Source organism: Streptomyces sp. 4N509B, from assembly GCF_052245655.1.
In the GTDB taxonomy this organism is placed as follows: domain Bacteria; phylum Actinomycetota; class Actinomycetes; order Streptomycetales; family Streptomycetaceae; genus Streptomyces.
Map to the genome: position 1 here is coordinate 1 of NZ_JBQQBZ010000100.1, position 888 is coordinate 888.

At 69.0% G+C, this 888-nt stretch carries 1 protein-coding gene; it reads right to left on the minus strand.

Features of this window, described 5'->3' with window-relative positions; all coding sequences use genetic code 11:
- On the minus strand, nucleotides 1-877 hold an 877-nt coding region (locus ACTWP5_RS32095), incomplete at its 3' end, for a glucuronyl esterase domain-containing protein (protein WP_443224709.1).
- Nucleotides 878-888 lie beyond the last annotated feature (11 nt).

The following is an 888-nucleotide window of genomic DNA, read 5'->3' on the forward strand; positions in this document are numbered from 1 at the left end:
TCAGGTTCGGGGTCTGCCAGTTCCACATCCGCTGTGGGTTGTCGCGGGAGGAGATCCGTATCTCGCCGGGGCCGTTGCCCGTGCCGGTGAGGAAGGCCTGGATGCTCTGTTGGAGGGGTGTGCGCCACTCGCCGCGGGTCGCGCAGTGGGTGCCGTCCTGTACGTCGGACCAGTAGGAGATGTTGTCGCTCGCGCCGAGCGCGTTGTAGACCTCGGCGCCGGCGAGTGCGCTGACCGCGCCGGACTGGGAGCCGAGCCAGTCGACGTGGGGGTTGTCCATGATGAACAGGCCGCGTGGTGCGATCATGCCGACGATCTGGTGGGTGTCGACGGGGAGGGCGCTGGTGTTGTTCTGGTACTGGCTGAAGGCGTCGCCGAGCCAGGGTTGTTCGCCGTAGGCGCTGGAGGGGGGTTGGGCGCCGCTTTCCTGGGCGACGGCGCGGTAGGCGGGGACGCCGCCGGTGCCGGACTCGATGGGCATGGTGAGGGCGACGCGCTGGTCGAAGGCGCCGGCGACGAAGGCGCCCTTGCCGTAGCGGGAGCAGCCGGTGACGCCGGTGGTGGGTTTGAGGATGTTTCCGCCGGACTGCTCGATGACGTCGATGATGCGGCTGACGCCCCAGGCCTGTGCCATGAGGATGCCGGTGGTGCTGGAGGAGCCGTAGAGGGTGTAGAAGGCGCCTTGTTTGTTGTTGCGGGGGGTGCCTTCGCGGCCGACGGTGTTGGGGTCGTAGGAGATGACGGCGGCGCCGGCGTTGCGGATGGTGGTGGTGTCGGCGCCGAAGCCGCCGTAGACGATCACGGCGGGGAAGGGTCCGGTGCCGCTGGGCAGCGAGACCGAGGCGGAGAAGCTGGCGCTGCGGCCGTTGTCCGACACGTTCACCGTGA